Genomic DNA, 19,727 nt, shown 5'->3' with positions numbered 1-19,727 from the left:
CATTCGAATTACCCCTACAATTATCCAATTTTTGTAGGGGAATTCGTCTTTTTCTTAAAATTTTGTGCATTTCATCGAATTTTTAGAACCTTAATCGACTTTCTTACGTATACTTGTGGTACCCAAATAATTAACGCCCCTGAATTATGGAGACCACTTATGTAAAAAAACTATTCTTTCTATTACCGTTATTCATTCTTTTATTTAGTCCATTTGTATTAAATGCACAAGTTGGGATCAACACCACAGACCCTGACGGAATATTGGATGTTAACAGTAGTACTTCTGGTATAGTACTTCCGCGAATTGCACTAAATTCGACGGATGTTGCAGGTCCAGTGTTGAATCCACAAGGTGGAGAATTAGCCACTGGTACTGTGGTTTACAATACAAATACTACTTCCACGGGCACAAATGACGTTTTTCCGGGAGTTTACGTATGGAATGGGAATGAATGGTTTAATAAATTTCCTAAAAAACATTCTCAGATATTTAAACAGACATCGATGGTTCAACCTACCAATTCAGGGTATAGAACTATAACCGGACTTACTGGACAAACTTTTACTGCCAGATATACCGGCACATATAAAATAGAGGTAAGTGTTAACTATGGAACCGGATATGTAAAAAATTTAAATGCGAGCGAAACCGATATTGCTGTTCAGGAAGGGACTTTCCGTTTCCGATTTAATGGCGTAGATCGTTTTATCAATGCCAAGGCGAATGCTTCAAATTCAACTTCCGGTACACGTTACTATGCAATTTGGCAACAGCATTCTTATGTAGAATATATTGATCTGGTTGCGGGGACAAATTATAGCTTCTCCTTGCATTTCGATCAATTTACTAATACTGCCTTTGAGAATGATGGAAACTCCGGAACAGGACGAGGATATATTGGTATTCCAGATCATGCCCCATGCTCGGTAGAATTCACATATATAAGAGACTAACATTAAGAATTTAAATTATGAAAAAAATTACTTTTCTAAAATTATTTGCGTTCGCGATGTTATTGGGTATAACTACTTCTGCTCAAGTAGGTATTGGCACAACCAGTCCTAAGGGTATATTGGATGTCGAAAGTTCAGTGTACGGGGTGGTTTATCCAAGCGCAGCATTGACTTCGACAATAGTGGCTGCCCCTGTGATTAATCCAAAAGGAGGAGCATTAGAAGTAGGAACCACTATTTACAATACGAATACCACAAATACAGGCGCTAATGATGTTGAACCTGGAATTTATTCTTGGGATGGAAGTAAGTGGGTTACCCACTTTTTTATTCGACAACATGAATTACATGAACAAACTTCTACTTTAAGAAGTTCTTCTTTGCTAGGATTTCAGGATGTTCCCGGATTGGGCGTACTAAGCGGAAAATCTTTTACGGCAATCTATTCCGGTCTATATCGAATTGAGGTGCGGGTTAGTTATGGCGGTGGAAATATTATAAATAATAGCGATGTAAACGCCGGAGTTGCGGAAGGAGATTTCCGTTTTACCTTTGACGGCACAGATCATGTAATTCACGTTACCTCCGTTTCGGCATATCATAATGATGTTGGCACAGGAACCGCGTATAGTGATACTTGGGGTCAGACTTACAAGACTATTTATGTTAATCTGGTAGCCGGACAAACCTATAATTTTTCATTACAATTTGATCAATACGACGCTCCAGGATTTGAAGCCTCTGGGAATTTAGTTTTATCTGATGATGGAAGAGGCTATGTTGGCAGTGATATCCCCTGCTTTATCGAGATATCATATATTGACGAAAACTAACTGTTATACTAAAAGAAGTATATTATGAAACTTATTTCAAAGATTACACTTTGCTTGTCCTTTATACTATGCCCCTTTTTATCTCAGGGGCAGGTAGGTATCGGAACCGATGCTCCGGAAGGAATGCTAGACATGCAGTTTAACAATTCTACAGGTTTCGTATTTCCAAAAGTTGCGTTAACAAGTACAATTCTAGCCTCTCCTGTGGTTAATCCCAACGGGGGGGCCATAGTTGAAGGTACTGTGGTTTTTAACACCAATACAACTACAACCGGATCTAACGATGTATCTCCCGGAATTTATGCCTGGAACGGGTCACAATGGAATCCACAATTCCTTAGACAAGATTCAGAATTATTTGAGCAAACAACTTTAGGCGTACGAACTGTCACCGGAGATACTTCATATAATACTGGTAGTTCCAATTGGGCCGAAATCCCCGGCTTAGGTACTGGAACCAGTTTTACACCTAAATATACCGGGACCTACAGAATAAAAGGAAATTTCAATTTTGCAGCAGGCAGAATAAATCTTCCTGTCTCCGGAGATATCGAGATGGCAACCATGGAAGGTCTCTTTAGGTTTACTTTTAATGGAACCCCCTATTTAATGTACACACACTCCTACTCAATCTATAATGATGGTATTAATGGAGGAACCTATTATGAACAATTTAAGCATGATACCTCTATGGTACTCTATGTTAATCTAACGGCTGGACAAACCTACAATTTTAAGTTAGAAATAGATATTTTTGTCGCAGATCACTTCGTAGATAACGGTAACTCTGGGGATGGGCGAGGATATGTTGGTGTAGGCGGCCTACCATGTGCGATAGAATTTACATTTATTGACTAATTAGAAAAGCAACAATCTCATATTAACTAACCCCGAAATCATGAAAAAAATCTTCTTTATTACGCTGATTTTAAATTTTTCAATTATCAACGCACAAACTCCATGTTCAGGAGGGAGTGCAGGCTCTTATCCGTGTGATGGATTAGATTTGCAATCATACTTCTCGTTGTCTCAACTTGGGGCAACCTCCGGGAATGATTCTTGGGGTTGGACAGATCCACTTGATGGGAAGGAATACGCAATTGTTGGATTAAACAACAGTACATTCTTTATAGATATTACCGATCCGGTAAACCCCAGGAGGCTTGGAAGATTAATGTCTCACAATAATTCGAGTACATTATGGAGGGACGTAAAAACATATAACAACCATGCCTTCATAGTGAGTGAAGCAAGTGGTCATGGTATGCAGGTTTTTGACCTTACACGTTTAAGAGGACTCACTACAAATGCCAATAGAACCTTTACTGCCGATGCTCATTACGGTAATTTCGGAGATGCTCATAATATAATTATTAACGAAGATACTGGAATAGCCTATGTGTTAGGAGCAAATATTTATAGTGGAGGCCCTCATTTTATCAACATCACTAATCCAACAAGTCCGGTTAGTATGGGTGGTTATAACGGCAAGGGATATACGCATGATGCACAAGTTGTAATTTACGACGGTCCGGACCCCGATCATCAGGGTAGGGAAATCTTTATTGGAAGTAATGAGGACGAAGTTGTAATTCTGGACGTAACTAATAAATCTAGTGTACAGGTAATTTCTACCATCACATATTCAAATTTTAGATATACACATCAGGGTTGGTTTACTGAAGACAAGAGATACTTCCTCCTCGGAGATGAGGAAGATGAGGCTATGGCTGGAATAGGAAACACACGAACTATAGTTTTAGACCTAATTGATTTAGATAACCCGAGTATTCATTTTTATCATGCCGGCACAACGGCAGCTATTGATCACAACGGTTATGTAAGAGGAAACAGATTTTACATGGCAAGTTATTCGGCCGGAGTAAGAATACTGAAAGTTGATGACATCGAAAATCAAAATTTAACAGAGGTAAGCTATTTCGATACATATCCTTCTACCAATAGTGCCAGTTTTAACGGAGCCTGGAACATATATCCGTTTTTTGAAAGTGGAAATCTCATCGTAAGCAATTATAACACTGGATTTTTTATAGTAAAAGATCCTAATTATGACAATGTAGATCCTGTAATCGTATGTCAGAATATAACAGCCACTTTAGATAAAACAACCGGAACTGTTACGGTAAACCCTATTGATCTTGACGGCGGATCTACAGATAATTTTGGAATTGTAAACAGATCCATCACAGGTCAAACCACTTTTACCTGTGACGATGTTGGAGAGTCTTTCGATGTAACATATACGGTAGAGGATGATTATGGAAATTCTGCTTCTTGTGTTGCGACCATTACTGTGGCTGCAGAAACCACTAGTTATCTCGGTGCTGGTGTTTGGTCGAATGGAACACCTGAAGTTGGCTCTAATGCAAAAATTAGCACCAACTATAACACATCGGCAATAGGAAACGGAAGTATTGACGCATGTACTTGCGAAGTAGATGCTTCAAGCACCTTAACCATTGCTGCCGACGATTATCTAAATATTACCAAAGATATTGCGGTAAACGGAACGCTAATAGTTGAGCATGAAGGTATCGTTGTTCAAACTGATCCAGATGCTTCGGTTGTTAATAACGGAACTATTAATGTTGAATTAACGACTCCCGTACTCCAAAATCGTGATTTTATGATCATGGGTAGTCCTATGACTAGCGAAATTAGAAATGGAGTATTTACGAACGCCTTCTTGGTGCTTAATCACGACCCTTCTAACTTTATTCCCCACCCGGGAGTACCTGCTGGAGGAACTAATTTTGCCGATAACAATGGTGATTTCTGGACCACATATAATGGAGCGATTAATGTGGGAGAAGGGTATATTGTGCGCCCGCAATCAGGATACACCGATCCTGCGAATATCACCTACGATATGACCTATTCTATGGGAACACTAAACAATGGAGACGTAACGAGAAATATCACCTATAATGGAGCAGGGTCCAATCCTGATGGCACACCCAATGTCCTGGCAAATCCATATGCTTCTCCTATTTCGGCTGATGCCCTTATAGCGGGTAATAGCGTAATTGACAGAGTATATTTCTGGGAACATTTGACGCCTCCAAGTACTTCTATTCCAGGCTATGGTTCTCTTAATTTTAGTATGGATGACATCTCGATGTACATTCCAGGTGGTGCTCTTCCCGCAGCAAATGACCCGGGAACCAGTACAACGCCTAATGGAATAATTTCAACAGGGCAAGGATTTGCAATTAAGGCATTTGCAGGAGGCGTTGGAAATGAAGTGACATTCACAAACGCTATGCGACTTACTAGTGGCAATAATACCTTAAGAATTCCGGAAGAAGGTGTTGAAAAAATAATGTTAAAGGTGAGGAGCAATGACTATAACATCGGAAGTCATGCCTTGGTAGGTTTTAATCCTCAGGCAAGCGAAGGCATGGATGAACTATATGACGCCGACAGATTAGCTACCACCATTTCCCTATATTCTCATCTAGATGACGGTACAGGACAACTTGGAATTCAAAACAGGGGAGCTTTCGATCCTGCAATTAAAATTCCTATGGGATTTGCTTCGCAGGTTGAAGCAAATGCATCGTTCACCATATCAATTGCTTCGATTGAAGGTGAGGTCTTGCCGAATTCTACAGTATTCTTAATTGATAACATAGCGAACACAGTTACAAATTTAAACACCACTAATTACACTTTTACAAGTGGTAAAGGAGTTTTTAATAGCCGATTTACGCTTCAGTTTGTTGTTGATTCGATCTTAGGACCGTTAGATAATTTATTTAACTCAATCTCAATTTACCCAAATCCAACAAAGGAATTCTTAACTATTTCTTCTCCACTTGCATATATTTCAAATCTTGAAGTACACGATATTAGAGGAAGAAGAATCGCTGAGACTATTGAAGGAAAGAAAAACAATTACACTTTAGACCTGTCCAGTCTAAATACCGGAATCTATTTTGTAAAAATTGAAACAGACCTAGGCACAGTGACGAAAAAGGTAATTAAAGATTAATTACGCTTTTTAGACACCAATGTAGACCCCCGTTAAAAGCCCATCTGAAAATTCAGATGGGCTTTTAAATATGATACCATGCATTACGCAGCAAGATAATTTATACTTCTTATTTAATTACATCCTTTTACTTATCATATTCCTTTATTCTTATCGATTTAATTGACAATTCATCGAAATTTTTAAATATTTCTTACATTATATTTATTTTGAGTTAAGGTTGTTAATATATTTGACTCTCAATATGTTAACTCCCTAATTAATACTGTTATGAAACTAACCTCACTTTGTTTCAGAAGCTTACTTCCTACCCTTATTTTATTGCATATTTCGCTGTTTACATTCGGACAGGTTGGGATCGGCACCACTTCACCCAATTCAAATGCATTGCTCGATATAGATGCTACAGTTGCGCCCGGCGGCTTATTGCTTCCCAGAGTGGCACTAACCTCAACCTCAAGTTTCGCACCGCTTACTGCACACGTGGCGGGTATGACAGTATATAATACTGCGACCATAAACGATGTAACACCGGGATTCTATTATAACAATGGCTTAGGCTGGATTCAAATAAATACTACTGCAAACGACAAGTGGACATTAACCGGAAATGCCGGAACTTCAACAGCAACAAACTACATCGGAACTTCAGATAATTCGGGATTATTATTTAAGACTGCTGCAACCAATGCTTTTGAAATATCGGGGGGCAATGCTACCAACCGCGGAAAGCTTAGGGCCCATACCAACGGAACGGCTGCACTTCCAGTATATACTTGGAATGGGGATACCGATACAGGATTCTATCGAAACGCCGCAAATACAATTGGATTATCTACCGGTGGAATTAACAGGGTTTTAGTTAGTGCAACTTCAACAGTAATTAACGAAGACGGTAATGATTTCGATTTCAGAATTGAGAGTGATTCTCAAACGGAGATGTTCTTTGTTGATGCAGGATCGAATAGTATTGGAATTCAGAATAATTCCCCGTCCCATAGGTTTCACATGACAAACGGAGGTTTGGATATCGGATCGACAGCGATGGCAGTATTCCATAATCATGGCATCAATGGTGTTGGACTATCGGGTTACAACACTAATTCAGCGAATGGATTTTCCGGTGTTGAAGGTGATACTGATGGTATCGGGTCTGCCCTTAGAGGCATTCACTTGCCAACCACCGGTGCCGGTATAGGGGTATACGGCGCTTCGAATTCGAGTCAATCGTCTGGAGGTTGGGGCGGTTATATTTCCGGAGCTATTTTGGTAACCGGCGGATATTATGCTCCTTCCGAATCAATATGGAAAAAAGAAATTACCGATCTATCTGGTCATGGAAATGTACTCGATAAAATAAATAGACTTTCAGTTAAAACATACAAATGGAAAGCTGACGAGTTTCCAGGAATGAATTTCAATCCAGACGAAATTTCTTATGGATTTATGGCTCAGGATTTAAAAGAAATTTTTCCCGATCTCGTAGTTTCTGAAAAAGCTATTCCTGATCCTTCGGAATCAATAAAGGCGTATTCCGAATTAAATATGGTCTCAGGCTACCATTTAGTGAACTATATAGGATTGATCCCAATCTTAACCTCAGCTATTCAAGAACAGCAAAATATCATTGAATCGCAGGAGGATAAAATAAAACAGCTAGAAATTTCATTTGTTAAATTACAAATGGAGCTAGACAAACTAAAGAAAAGCAAAAATGAATAGCATCATATAAATTGTAAAGATTTCCAAAACGACCTCTTTTTTAAATAATGGAGGTCTTTTTCACAGCTATAGGCCTCTCGCTCAAAACTAATGTTTTTATATGCTTTTCTCATGTCTTTATGCTGAATAAGTCGCACTAAATATTCTAATCCGTACCAAACAAAAAAAGGGAGAACTAGTAATTCCAGTTGTTGCCGAAGATGGATGCGTTCGTGATTTATGAGCACCCTATCCTTTTTCAATTCCTTATTTCTAAGTATAATAAAAGGCCAAATTGCAATTCCGTTATAATTTTTCGGCAAAAGATATCTCAGTACTACAAGCATAAATTGCGATTAACGGCGGTACTAAGTTAATGACTTAATAGTTACTTTTGTAATCTATGTTGTTTCCGAAGAAAAAAATAGAATTGGAAGAAGGAGACTATTACTTAACTCCTGAAGGCTATAAATGTTTTACAGAACAATACCATTTAAAACGTGGTTATTGTTGTGAAAGCGGCTGTAGACATTGCCCCTATGGGTTCAACAAAAAAAAGAAGTAGGCTGTCTCAGTAGCTTTTAATAAATTATCTATATGTGGCTACTCACTAATTACTGAATACTGAATACTGAATACTGAAAAATATGACCTTTACTGAAGAAATAATACAGGGAATTCCTTCTCAATTACCAAATCCGAAAACCTACGACACAAAGATTAACCATGCCCCAAAACGAAAAGAGATTCTTTCGGTCGAGGAAAAAAAACTAGCGCTTCAAAATGCTCTGCGATACTTTGAGCCTAAACATCATGCCACGCTACTTCCCGAATTTAAGAAAGAACTGGAAACTTATGGAAGGATCTATATGTATCGTTTCATGCCCGATCACAAGATTTTCGCAAGGTCTATAGATGAATATCCGGGCAAAAGCACTGCAGCCAAAGCGATCATGCTTATGATTCAGAACAATCTGGATCACGAGGTTGCACAGCACCCCCATGAACTCATAACCTATGGAGGAAATGGAGCTGTTTTCCAGAATTGGGCACAATACCGCCTAGTTATGAAATATCTTTCAGAAATGACCGATGAACAAACCCTTGTCATGTATAGCGGGCACCCACTTGGATTATTTCCCTCTCATAAAGACGCCCCACGTTGTGTGGTCACTAACGGGATGATGATCCCCAACTATTCCCAACCCGACGATTGGGAAAAATTTAATGCGCTGGGGGTTACACAGTACGGGCAAATGACCGCCGGTAGCTATATGTATATTGGTCCGCAAGGAATCGTTCATGGCACTACAATTACTGTCCTTAATGGGTTTAGAAAAATAAACAGATCTCCCAGAGGAGGATTGTTTGTGACATCCGGTCTGGGAGGAATGAGCGGTGCTCAACCCAAAGCGGGCAATATTGCAGGTTGCGTCACGGTTTGTGCTGAAGTAAACCCTAAAGCAACACACACACGTCACAATCAGGGTTGGGTAGATGAAGTTATTTCTAACATCGATTCTTTAATTACTCGTGTCAAACAGGCCGTTTCAGGTAAGGAAACAGTGTCTATTGCCTATAATGGAAATGTCGTGGATGTTTGGGAAAGCTTTGCTGAAGCCGAGATCCACATCGATCTGGGAAGTGATCAAACTTCGTTACACAATCCATGGGCTGGAGGGTATTATCCCGTGGGAATGACTTATGAAGCTGCAAACGAATTGATGGCCAATGATCCTGAAGCATTTAAAAAAGCAGTTCAGGAAAGTCTACGCCGTCAAACCGAAGCAATTAATTTACATACCGCGAGAGGAACCTATTTCTTCGACTACGGAAATGCCTTTCTTTTGGAAGCTTCCAGAGCAGGAGCCGATATAATGGCCGATAACGGGATCGATTTCAGATATCCCAGTTATGTTCAGGATATTATGGGCCCCATGTGTTTCGATTATGGTTTCGGGCCGTTTAGGTGGGTCTGCGCATCAGGAAAATCTGAAGATCTAAAGAAAACCGATGCAATCGCCTGTTCGGTTCTGGAAGAGATCAAGAAAAACGCTCCTAAGGAAATTCAGCAGCAAATGGCAGATAACATTCAGTGGATAAACGGTGCGCAGGAAAACAAATTGGTTGTAGGATCTCAAGCGAGAATTTTATACGCCGATAGCGAGGGACGTATCAAGATTGCTTCTGCATTTAATAAAGCCATTGCAAACGGGGAAATAGGACCTGTGGTATTAGGTCGTGATCATCACGATGTTTCCGGAACGGATTCTCCTTATAGAGAAACCTCAAATATTTACGATGGAAGTCAGTTTACCGCCGATATGGCCATCCACAATGTTATAGGCGACAGTTTTCGTGGAGCAAGTTGGGTAAGCATTCATAATGGCGGTGGAGTTGGCTGGGGAGAGGTGATTAACGGCGGATTCGGTATGGTTCTTGATGGTAGTACTGACGCACAGCGACGCTTAGAATCCATGTTATTCTGGGATGTTAATAACGGAATAGCAAGACGAAGTTGGGCACGAAATGAAGAAGCGGTATTCGCGATAAAGCGAGCCATGGCATCCAACCCAAACCTTAAAGTCACCCTTCCTAATTTCGTTGATAAAAATTTATTTAATTAAAAAATTGATGCTATGAAAACATTACGATTTTTACCTGTTCTGTTGCTTTTTGTCTTTACGTCCTGCACTACGGTGAGGGTGGTATCAGATTACGATCGCCAGGCCAATTTTAACGCTTACACTAGTTTTGCTTTCTATAAACCAGGAATTGACCAGGCCAAGATCAGTGATCTGGACAAAAAACGAATTCTTCGAGCGATCGAATCGGAACTATCTGCCAAGGGCATGTCAAAATCCGATTCTCCGTCCCTGTTGGTAAGTATTTTTACCAAAGAGAGGGAACGCGTTGATGTTTACCAACGAAATTACGGTTACGGATGGGGATGGAATCCATGGTGGTACGGCGGGTATTACGGGAATACAGTTTCTCGCTCTACAGAAGGTTCGTTATACATCGACCTTATTGACGCTAAAACCAATGAATTGGTTTGGCAAGGCATTGGCAGTGCTAAGCTAATCACCGATGACATAGACGAAAAAGAAGAAAGGATAAGAGAAATAGTAAGGGAGATCCTTGCAGAATATCCTCCCGGTTCGGTTTCAAAAAAATAATTTAAAATCCTCCTTTTAGGAGGGTTTTTAATTTTTGAGAGGTTCGGCATGACCATTATCTATTAGCCACCGATTAATGTTTGTATCTCCCAATAAAATAGTTACTAAATAACTTTCAGCACCGTTAATTCTATTTTTATAAGTGTGTATTTCAACTTCCTTATTCAAGATCTTTTCCTTTAACAAGTCTCGTGTCATAATTCCTGCTTCCCGTTCTTCATCCGGTATTTTCGGAGCATTAACACCGTATAGTCGTAATTTTAATTCCTTATAATTAGAAAACCCAAGATCCACTATCGCCATTACGGTTTCACCGTCACAGACCTCATTTATTTTGGCTTTATAATTATACATGCCCCGACTTTATGTTAAAGCTACAGTCTAATACGGAATTAAAAAAGAGGGTTTTTCCTGTTTTTTAATTCAACAAAAAGGCCGTTCCTATTTGAACAGCCTTTATTTCAATGAATTAAAGAGTTAAAATACGTAAATCTAATAGTTCAACAGCTGCTCAATCTTTGCTTTCACTTTTTCTACGGAAGGGATCATGGTTTCTTCCAGTACTGAATTTAAAGGGATTGCAGGCATATTTTCAGAACCGATGATCATCACAGGTGCATCCAATTGCTGAAAGCACTCTTCCTGTATCCTGCCCTGCAGCGCTCTTGAAAAACTGTTTTCTGAAGGCTCTTCGGTGACCACCAGACATTTTCCGCACTTCTTCACCGAAGCAAAAACCGTTTCGTAGTCAAGGGGATGCAAGGTTCTTAGATCTACGATTTCTATTTGTTTTTGAAGTCCTAATTCCTGAGAAGCATTCATTGCCCAGTGCACACCCATTCCATAGGTAATTATGGACAACGTTTCTTCTTCCTCCTGTTTCCAGATCTCCTGAAGCACCCAGGCCTTACCAAAGGGTAATATATAGTCCTCTGAAGGCTCTACGGAGGTAGCACCTTTTGTGCCTTTCACTTTACTCCAGTATAACCCTTTATGTTCAAAGATAACTACCGGATTAGGGTCGTAATAGGCGGCCTTAAGCAGTCCTTTTAGGTCGGCGCCATTTGAGGGGTACGCGATCTTAAGTCCGCGTATGTTAGTCACTACACTTTCCACCGATGAGGAGTGGTATGGGCCCCCACTCCCATAGGCTCCAATAGGAACTCTCAGGATCATAGAAACCGGCCATTTTCCATTAGACAGATAACAACTCCGACTCACTTCGGTAAACAATTGATTGAGACCAGGCCAAATATAATCGGCAAACTGAACCTCAACAATAGGTTTTAAGCCCACAGCGCTCATTCCCACCGTCGAGCCAACTATAAATGCTTCTTGTATAGGCGTGTTAAACACCCGGTTGTCTCCAAATTTCTGAGCCAGTGTGGCAGCTTCCCTAAAAACTCCGCCCAGTCTTCCGCCTACATCCTGACCGTATAGCAGACATTCCTTGTGCTTTGCCATCAACTCTTCGATCGCAAATAAGGCACAGTCTACCATTACTACTTTTTCGGCGCCCTGAGGCGAACGCTCTCCTTTCTCTTCGGTAACCGGTGTGGGTGCAAAGTCATGGGTAAACAGGTCTTCGGGTTTGGGCTCTTCGGCTTTCAACGCTTTCTCAAAATCCTTCTGCACTGTTTCTTTAGCCTGTTTTTCGATATCCTCAATTCCTTTCTCTGAAAAATCATTGTTCAACAGGAGAGAACGAAGTTTAGGGTAAGGGTCTCGGCTTCGAGCCTCCTCAAGATCATCGCGATAAAATTCCATTCGAACCCCCGAAGTATGGTGATTTAACAACGGAACTTTCGCGTGTACCAGAAACGGACGTCTTTCAGTCCTAATTTTTTCAATAACATTCTGAAGGGTAGTATAACTCTCTTCAAAATTAGTCCCGTCTATGGAAACAGCTTCCAGGCCGTGAAATCCGGCTGCGTATTCCGCCGCATTTTGCGCCCGGGTTTCGGCTTCATTGGCGCTAATATCCCAACCATTATCCTGAACCAAATATAAAATAGGCAATTGCTTTAGAGCTGCCATTTGGAAAGCTTCTGCAATCTCGCCTTCAGTCACGGAAGCATCCCCCAAGGAGCATACCACTATAGGCTTTAATTCGGTATCATTCTCATTATTCTTAGGCTCAATTCCTTCGGCTTCCTTATACCAAAACCCTAAAGCCACTCCTGTTGCCGGAATCGTCTGCATTCCTGTGGCACTGCTCTGATGCGGAATTTTAGGTTTATCATCATCTTTTAAACTAGGGTGCGAATAGTAGGTTCTTCCACCGGAAAAAGGATCGTCCCGCTTCGCCAGTACCTGTAACATGAGCTCGTAAGGCTTCATTCCAATGGCCAAAAGCATAGAATCATCTCTGTAATAAGGAAAAGCGTAATCCTGAGGCAGCAATTGAAGACCCAAAGCAGTTTGAATCACTTCGTGACCACGTGATGTGGCATGCACATATTTAGAGACTAACTTAAAATTCTCTTCATAGAGTTCGGTCATTGCCTTGGCCGTACAGACAGTGGTAAAGGCTGTTTTTAATATGTTCTTTGGTAATCGGGTTTTCATGAAGTTTATTCTACTTTTAGCATCCAGTTAAAGTGATCTTCGGATTTTCCTGACTTTATAGCATTTAACCTATTGTTGATCTCAAGACCAACAGGACTTTCATCACTCACGTGAATAGTTTCTTCTGAAGTCCCTATTTCCTGTATGTAAGCGATCCCCACAGCAGTTCCTGTTCCGAAGGCTTCTTCCAGGGTTCCGTCCTGAGAGGCATTCCGGATTTCACTTAATGTAACGGGGCGTTCTTCCACGGAATAGTTCATATGCTTTAATAAGGTGATCACACTGTCACGGGTAACCCCATCGAGGATCGCACCATCACGCTTTGGGGTAACAAATTTCCCATCAATTTTAAAGAAAATGTTCATGGTCCCCACCTCCTGAATGTACTTATGCTCATGCGCGTCCAGCCATAGAACCTGATCGTATCCTTTGGCCTTAGCTATCTCGGTGGGTCTGATAGCAGCGGCATAATTTCCTGCAGCTTTCGCTTCACCGGTTCCTCCTTCAGCAGCTCTGATATATTTTTTTTCCGCATACAGTCTAATACGCTTGCTGAAAAACGGTCCGGCAGGCGAGGCGATAATAATAAACTTGAAACTCGTTGCTGCCCGCATGCCTATAAAGGGTTCATCGGCATACATGAAAGGTCTCAGATACAATGCGCTTCCATCTTTTTTCGGAATCCAATGGCTTTCGATCTTTACAAGTTCCTTTAATCCTTCAACAAATAAATCTTCAGGAAATTCGGGCATTCCCATGCGCTGAGCACTAAAATTCAACCGTTGTGCATTTTTCGCCGGTCTGAATAAGAGAGGCGTTCCATCTTTATCTGTAGTAGCTTTCATTCCTTCAAATATCGCTTGACCGTAATGAAGCGCCATAGCCGCAGGATGCGTGGGGATCATGCCAAGAGGTTCCACTCTGGGATTATTCCATTGTCCGTTATTAAAATCGCAAATGAACATATGGTCTGTAAATACCCGACCTAAAGGGATGTTATCAAAATCTACCGAATCTCGTTTGGAAAGATTAGTCTTTGTGATCTTTATGGGTTCTGAAATTGTCATAAACGTATTATTTTCTGTTTCACTTAAGTCGTTTTGAGAACGAATCGTATCATGTTCATATTTTTCGTTTGGTGTCGAAATTCTCAAGATAATCGGCAATTCGTCTTAAAAAAGACCCGGCCAGAAATCCATCCACAATGCGGTGATCAAAAGAAAGGGACAAGTACATCATATGTCGGATCTCGATACTATCACCCTCGGCTCGCTCCATGACTTCAGCACGCTTCTTGATGATTCCGGTAGCCAGGATGGCGGCTTCCGGCTGATTGATAATTGGAGTACCCATAACACTGCCGAAGGTACCCACATTGCTTATGGTAAAGGTACTGCCCTTGGTTTCATCCCCTTTAAGCTTGTTGTCTCGTGCCTTCCCTACTAGATCGTTTGTAGCTTCAGCCAGAGATTTCAAGTTTAACGTATCGGCATTCTTAACTACAGGCACTATTAGATTTCCGGAAGGTAAGGCCGTCGCCATCCCTATGTTGATCTCGTCCTTTACAATAATATTTGTACCGTCAAGGGATGAGTTTATCATCGGAAAATCTTTAATAGCCTTGGCCACCGCTTCAATAAACAGCGGTGTAAAGGTGAGTTTTTGGTTGTATTTATTTTGAAAGGTGACCTTATTTTCATTTCGCCATTGAACCATTTCAGTAAGATCTGCCTCCACATAAGCCGTGACATGCGGAGCAGTGGTTGCACTAAAAACCATATGATCTGAGATCATTTGGCGCATTCGATCCATCTCAATGATCTTTCCCGTACCCTTATCAAATTTGAGATCCGGAACCTGAAATCCCGAAGGAGTAACAACAGCTTGCGCGAACTTATATGGTCTGCCTTCCGAGATATAATTCATCAGGTCTGTTTTGCGCAATCTGCCATCCTTTCCGGTACCCGGAATTCTTGCCAGTTCTTCGTAACTAATATGGTGCTGTCGAGCAATGCTGTCTATTAACGGACTAACAAAGACATTTTCATTAACCTTAAATGCTGTTTGTTTGGCGGTACTTTTCTGCTTACTATTTGGTGTTAGTTGCGATATTTTCGGATCCTTCTTGTTTACTTCTGAAGACTTTTTCGCTGCCTTTTTTGGAGCTACTCCGTCTTGTAATTCCAGAACAGCGATCACTTCGCCCACCGGAACGACCTCCTTAGGTCCGTATTTTTGTGATATGAGCCTTCCCGAAGCGGGCGCAGGTACTTCATTATCGACCTTGTCTGTGGCCACTTCCAGCAGTATATCTCCTTCTTCAAAAGACTGACCCTCATCTACCAACCAGTTGATGATGGTTCCTTCGGTGATGCTCTCACCCATCTTTGGCATTTTAAATTCCTGTGTAGACAGGAATCTCTCCTTATTGCTCATTTTGATTTCTATTATTACTTTCGATATCGTTCCTGTCTAAATTCAATTGTTTAGTTGTCATAATGTAAACATACCAACAACTCATTCTTCTATATTCTCAGATTCCTGCTTACGCAGGAAGTAATCACCCATCTTTGGCATTTTAAAATCAATTTCAGACATGCTATTCTTTTCTTTTTATTTCCTGAAGGGTTTTATAAAAATCCTCTTGTTTTGGTCTGTTCTCAGGAATCTCGCGAAGTGGAGCAACTTCCTTTAAACTTTTATGACAATCTGAAGGCAGTTGTTGATACAACCTGGTTCCTGCCGTTTTCCACGCTATCATTTCATCTGAAACTTCCTTTATAGCTTTTGCCGGATTCCCAACGATCAATTGCCGCTTTTCAAAAATCGTCTCCGCTTTTATAAAGCTCATTGCACCTACGATACATTCAGCACCAATATAGGCATCATCCATAATAACACTGTTCATTCCTATAAGACAGTTTTCACCAAGATTAGCTCCGTGAATGACAGCTCCATGACCTACGTGCGCGCCTTCTTCGAGTACAATGGATTTTCCCGGAAACATATGCACCGTACAATTCTCCTGAACATTTACGCCGTCCTTTAGAATGATCTCCCCCCAATCACCGCGTATCGCAGCTCCCGGACCTATATAACAATGCTTACCAATGATCACGTTTCCGGTCACGGCTGCAAGGGGGTGCACAAAACTGCTTTCGTGTACCACAGGAATATGTCCGTTAAAGCTGTAGATCATTATTTAAATCGTTTTAAAGTCTCTTTTGTGAAATCGCTTAGCACCAATCTTCCACTAATCGCTGCTCTTTCTGCCAAAAGGGTATCCCAATTTTCAGTACCCTGCCACATCACCCGCTTCATCTCCTTCATCGCTTCGGGATTATAGCTGCACAAGTTTTCGGCGAATGCCTGAACTGCTTCATCCATGGCTTCAGTCGTATCGAATACCTGAGCATACAAGCCTTTTTGGCGAGCCCATTCGGCATCGTAAAACGTATTTGCATCAATAGCGATCTGAGACATTCCGCTAAGACCCAGTTTACGTTCCACTGCTGGCCCCACGACAAATGGTCCGATTCCCACATTAAGTTCACTTAACTTAATAGCCGCAAATTTGGTAGCCATACAATAATCTGTTGCCGAAGCCACACCTACGCCTCCACCAACGGTTTTCCCCTGGATTCGGCCAATAATGAACTTAGGACATTTACGCATGGCATTGATCACATTGGCAAATCCACTGAAGAATACACGGCCCGTTTCAGCGTCATTAATATTGATAAGTTCTTTAAAACTCGCCCCAGCACAAAATGTACGTTCCCCTCCGCTTTTCAGAATGATCACTTTTACGTTGATATCCGCACCGGCCTTGTTGATCTCATCCACGAGTTGCGCAAGTATATCTCCCGGAAGGCTGTTATGTGCCGGATGAAAGAATTCGATAGTTGAAACTTCGTTCTCTATATGTTGTTTTACGTAGGGTTTAGTCAAAATTTTAAGTTTTAAATTAATCCGAATTGCGAAAAATGATGATTTAAATGTTTACGTTCAAGCAGGTAAGAATCGTACTTCCCGATGATTCCGAAAACAGCATTTTTGGTGGTTGCTTCAGGATTTTCCTTATAATACTGAAGATATTCATTCCGTGCCTCCAGCAATTTCTTCTTAGCCGTTTCCAGATCGGGATGGGTTAGCATATCCATTTTAGCCTGTTTAGCCAGGGGAAAGTCGTAGTTTCTGGGCATCGGCTCATAATTGTATAAGGTTTCCTGTACTTTATCAATATATTTTTCAGGGGTAGAAATTTCAAAATCCTGAATTTGTCCTGCCTTTATTCTATAAGTGTATTCCAGATGTTCAACCATTTGCTGCGGCGTCATAGTTCCCCATAGCGGCTTGGTGTCTTCTTTTAATTTACCGAGTAGTTCTTCAATCTTTTCTGAAGTCATTTCAGTAAATACTGTTTGCTTTTTCTGAACCATGGTAAGGATGGTAGCAATAGCGACCAGATCTTCCTGATCGTCTGCCGGCTCAGCATCAAAAACTTCAACATACCATTTTACTATACCCGATGGATGCTCTTTTCCTCGCGAATCGCGATCTATCTTCTGTTTGCAGGTAAGTCGCACATAGACTGTATCGTTATGATAGATCGGCCGAAGAAATCTGCATTCTTCCAATCCGTAGTTTGCGGCAACAGGTCCCTTATTTGGGTATACAAATAAGCCGGCAGCTGCCGCCAGTATGAAGTAGCCATGAGCGGTTCTTTTTTCGAAAATACTTCCTTCCAAAGAGGTAATATCGGTATGTGCGTAAAAGTGATCCCAGGTTAGGTTGGCAAAATTTACAATATCCCCATCGGTAATCGTCCGCTTATGGGTCATAAGTGACATGCCCGGTTCGATATCTTCCCAGTGATAGGAAAACGGATGGTTTTGTGCATCCTTATAGTCTGCTTTTGGCTGATAGATTCCGGTGATTTCGGTTAGTGTTGTTGGAGAGCCCTGTATGGCACAACGCTGTAAATAATGTTTTATACCCCGCATGCCACCCATTTCTTCTCCACCTCCTGCCCGTCCCGGACCACCATGGATGAGATTAGGTAAAGGCGAGCCATGACCCGTGCTTTGCTTGGCACTTTCCCGGTTAAGAACGAGGATTCTTCCGTGATGTGTTGCCGCAGCAACTGTATATTCTTTCGCAATTTTGTTGTCGTTCGTGACAATGGAACTCACCAGAGATCCTTTACCCATTTTTGATAGTGTAATGGCTTCATTGAGATCCTTGTACGGCATCAAAGTACTTACAGGTCCAAACGCTTCAGTGATATGTGCCGCTTCGTTCTGTAAGGGCTTGTCTTCACGCAGCAATACCGGTTTAAAGAAGGCTCCCTTTTTAGAATCGGCACCCAGTGTTTCTACCTCATCGAGAGTTCCGTAGACGATTTGCGCGGTTTTGGTAATCTTCCCTATTTGTTCCTTTACCGAATTGCGTTGTGCGTCATTAACCAAGGATCCCATTCGAACTTCCTTTAAACGCGGATCGCCGATGGTCACTTTATCCAAGGCTTTACCCAAAGCGATCTGAACGTCTTCCACTAGTTTTTCAGGAACAATGATGCGTCTTATGGCTGTACATTTTTGTCCGCATTTTACAGTCATCTCATTGCGCACTTCTTTGATAAACAAATCAAACTCCGGAGTACCCGAAACCGCGTCCTCACCTAAAATAGAGGCATTTAAGGAATCGGCTTCCATAGTGAAGGGTACAGATTCTTCTATTAGTTGCGGATGATTTTTAAGTGTTCTCCCTGTACTTGCCGAACCTGTGAAGGTCACCACGTCCTGAGATTGCACAGTATCGAGTATATTTTTTGCGGTACCGCTAATAAGCTGAATGGCACCTTCGGGAAGTATGCCTGAAGCAACAATTTCCTTTACAACGGCTTCAGTTAAGTAGGCAGTCTGTGGTGCCGGAAGTACCACCGCAGGCATTCCCGCCATCCAATTTACGGCACACTTTTCCAACATTCCCCAGACCGGAAAATTAAAAGCGTTAATATGAACTGCAACACCTTCTCGGGGCACCATAATGTGATGCGCCATAAACCGCCCACCACGCGAAAGATCTATAGGGTCGCCTTCTACGTGATACGACTGATTGGGAAATAATTTCCGAAGAGAAGCATTGGCAAAAAGATTTCCGAAGCCACCTTCAATATCGATCCAGGAATCGATCTTAGTCGCTCCTGTTCTATAGCTTAATTCGTAAAAGGCATCCTTTCTTTTGGTTAGATAAAGAGCCAATTTCTTCAGCATATTTCCCCGTTCCTGAAATGTCATCTTCCGAAGTGTCGCTCCTTTATCCCTTCCGTATTGAAGAATGGCCGGCACATCCAAACCTTCTGTCGTTACACTTGTAAAATGCTCACCAGTTACAGAATCGAGAACTGGAGAACCTTCTCCTAATCCATCGACCCACTTTCCGGTTACGTAATGTTGTGTTTTAGTCATAA

15 protein-coding genes are annotated in these 19,727 nt (G+C 41.3%); 8 read left to right on the top strand and 7 right to left on the bottom strand.

All coding sequences use genetic code 11. The annotated features are described in order from the left end of the window. Nucleotides 1–146 precede the first annotated feature (146 nt). The 8 genes from ALE3EI_RS06985 (at nt 147) to ALE3EI_RS06950 (ending at nt 10,684) form a co-directional block, all read left to right on the top strand. The gene (locus tag ALE3EI_RS06985; protein WP_186987575.1) at nt 147–956 is read left to right on the top strand and encodes a hypothetical protein; all 810 of its coding nucleotides are present in this window, start codon (nt 147–149) and stop codon (nt 954–956) included. Between the two features lie 17 nt (nt 957–973). Then, on the top strand, nt 974–1,789 hold the full coding sequence (locus ALE3EI_RS06980) for a hypothetical protein (protein ID WP_186987574.1): 816 nt from the start codon (nt 974–976) through the stop codon (nt 1,787–1,789). 24 nt (nt 1,790–1,813) lie between these two features. Next, nucleotides 1,814–2,647 carry a hypothetical protein gene (locus ALE3EI_RS06975; RefSeq protein WP_186987573.1) on the top strand — a complete coding sequence of 278 codons (834 nt, stop codon included), beginning with the start codon at nt 1,814–1,816 and terminating at the stop codon, nt 2,645–2,647. A 40-nt stretch (nt 2,648–2,687) separates the two neighbouring features. Next, nucleotides 2,688–5,804, top strand: a complete 3,117-nt coding sequence (locus ALE3EI_RS06970; protein WP_186987572.1) for a choice-of-anchor B family protein — start codon at nt 2,688–2,690, stop codon at nt 5,802–5,804. Nucleotides 5,805–6,074: 270 nt separating this feature from the next. Then, nucleotides 6,075–7,526, top strand: coding sequence for a tail fiber domain-containing protein (locus tag ALE3EI_RS06965; protein ID WP_186987571.1), 1,452 nt, complete (start codon nt 6,075–6,077; stop codon nt 7,524–7,526). Between the two features lie 382 nt (nt 7,527–7,908). Next, complete coding sequence (locus tag ALE3EI_RS06960; RefSeq protein WP_186987570.1) at nt 7,909–8,070, top strand: DUF5522 domain-containing protein; 162 nt, start codon at nt 7,909–7,911, stop codon at nt 8,068–8,070. Between the two features lie 82 nt (nt 8,071–8,152). Beyond that, on the top strand, nt 8,153–10,132 hold the full coding sequence (locus tag ALE3EI_RS06955) for a urocanate hydratase (RefSeq protein ID WP_186987569.1): 1,980 nt from the start codon (nt 8,153–8,155) through the stop codon (nt 10,130–10,132). Nucleotides 10,133–10,144: 12 nt separating this feature from the next. After that, nucleotides 10,145–10,684, top strand: a complete 540-nt coding sequence (locus ALE3EI_RS06950; RefSeq protein ID WP_186987568.1) for a DUF4136 domain-containing protein — start codon at nt 10,145–10,147, stop codon at nt 10,682–10,684. Between the two features lie 27 nt (nt 10,685–10,711). Here ALE3EI_RS06950 and ALE3EI_RS06945 read toward each other — a convergent pair whose 3' ends face one another. The 7 genes from ALE3EI_RS06945 to paaZ form a co-directional block, all read right to left on the bottom strand. Beyond that, the gene (locus tag ALE3EI_RS06945) at nt 10,712–11,038 is read right to left on the bottom strand and encodes a thermonuclease family protein (protein WP_186987567.1); all 327 of its coding nucleotides are present in this window, start codon (nt 11,036–11,038) and stop codon (nt 10,712–10,714) included. A gap of 138 nt (nt 11,039–11,176) precedes the next feature. Then, the gene (locus ALE3EI_RS06940; RefSeq protein ID WP_186987566.1) at nt 11,177–13,252 is read right to left on the bottom strand and encodes an alpha-ketoacid dehydrogenase subunit alpha/beta; all 2,076 of its coding nucleotides are present in this window, start codon (nt 13,250–13,252) and stop codon (nt 11,177–11,179) included. A 5-nt stretch (nt 13,253–13,257) separates the two neighbouring features. Then, on the bottom strand, nt 13,258–14,319 hold the full coding sequence (locus ALE3EI_RS06935; protein WP_186987565.1) for a branched-chain amino acid aminotransferase: 1,062 nt from the start codon (nt 14,317–14,319) through the stop codon (nt 13,258–13,260). 55 nt (nt 14,320–14,374) lie between these two features. Beyond that, nucleotides 14,375–15,688 carry a dihydrolipoamide acetyltransferase family protein gene (locus ALE3EI_RS06930; RefSeq protein ID WP_186987564.1) on the bottom strand — a complete coding sequence of 438 codons (1,314 nt, stop codon included), beginning with the start codon at nt 15,686–15,688 and terminating at the stop codon, nt 14,375–14,377. A gap of 163 nt (nt 15,689–15,851) precedes the next feature. Further along, nucleotides 15,852–16,451 (bottom strand): acyltransferase, encoded by a 600-nt coding sequence (locus ALE3EI_RS06925; protein ID WP_186987563.1) that lies wholly within the window; start codon nt 16,449–16,451, stop codon nt 15,852–15,854. Further along, on the bottom strand, nt 16,451–17,203 hold the full coding sequence (locus ALE3EI_RS06920) for an enoyl-CoA hydratase/isomerase family protein (RefSeq protein ID WP_186987562.1): 753 nt from the start codon (nt 17,201–17,203) through the stop codon (nt 16,451–16,453). Before ALE3EI_RS06920 ends, ALE3EI_RS06925 begins: the two co-directional genes overlap by 1 nt. An 11-nt stretch (nt 17,204–17,214) precedes the next feature. Beyond that, nucleotides 17,215–19,725, bottom strand: coding sequence for a phenylacetic acid degradation bifunctional protein PaaZ (gene paaZ, locus ALE3EI_RS06915; RefSeq protein ID WP_186987561.1), 2,511 nt, complete (start codon nt 19,723–19,725; stop codon nt 17,215–17,217). Nucleotides 19,726–19,727 lie beyond the last annotated feature (2 nt).

Origin of the sequence: Constantimarinum furrinae, from assembly GCF_014295415.1 — a bacterium.
GTDB classification, from domain to species: domain Bacteria; phylum Bacteroidota; class Bacteroidia; order Flavobacteriales; family Flavobacteriaceae; genus Constantimarinum; species Constantimarinum furrinae.
The sequence above is the reverse complement of the archived record's forward strand: the minus strand, read 5'-3'. Positions and strand labels throughout refer to the sequence as shown.